Source organism: Bartonella sp. AP57NXGY (assembly GCF_042195805.1).
In the GTDB taxonomy this organism is placed as follows: domain Bacteria; phylum Pseudomonadota; class Alphaproteobacteria; order Rhizobiales; family Rhizobiaceae; genus Bartonella.
Map to the genome: position 1 here is coordinate 1 of NZ_JBHIOZ010000484.1, position 764 is coordinate 764.

General features: G+C 49.6%; 1 protein-coding gene. It reads left to right on the plus strand.

Annotated features, from left to right (window positions below; translation table 11 throughout):
* A partial coding sequence (locus tag ACFIL8_RS11615) for a phage terminase large subunit (protein WP_375689937.1) occupies positions 1-764 on the plus strand: 764 nt, incomplete at both ends.

Consider the following 764-nt stretch of genomic DNA (forward strand, 5'->3'; position numbering starts at 1 on the left):
AAGTCGATAGATGGTCGCGTAGCCTTTCAGTTTTCTGGTCTGGACCGTAATATTGCGAGCATTAAATCGATGGGGCGCATTTTGCTTTGTTGGGTTGATGAAGCAGAGCCGGTAACAGAGACGGCTTGGCAAACGCTTATACCGACTTTGCGAGAAGAAGGAGAGGGATGGCGGGCAGAATTATGGGTGACATGGAACCCGTTGCGAGAGAATGCCCCCGTTGAGAAGCGGTTTCGCTTTTCAGACAATGAGGCAATCAAGCGTGTTGAGATCAACTGGTCAGACAATCCGAAGTTTCCCAAGATCTTGAATGAAGCGCGGCTTGATGATCTGAGAAACCGTCCAGAGACCTATAAGCATATCTGGGAAGGGGCTTATCTTACAGCGGTTCAAGGCGCTTATTATCAGAAAGAGATGTTGGCAGCCGAGCAGGAGGGGCGGATAGGGCGTGTTGCTCGTGACCCTTTAATGCAAATACGTGCTTTTTGGGATATTGGGGGGACAGGCGCCAAGGCAGATGCCACGGCGATATGGATAGCACAGTTTGTGGGGCGAGAAATTAGAGTGCTTAATTATTACGAAGCACAGGGACAGCCATTATCCGAGCACATAGGCTGGTTACGTCAGAATGGCTATGAGAAGGCATTGATGGTTCTCCCCCATGATGGTGCAACAAGAGACCGTGTACACAATGTGAGTTTTGAGAGCGCTCTTAAACAGGCAGGCTTTCAAACAAAAGTTATCCCTAATCAGGGAGCAGGGGC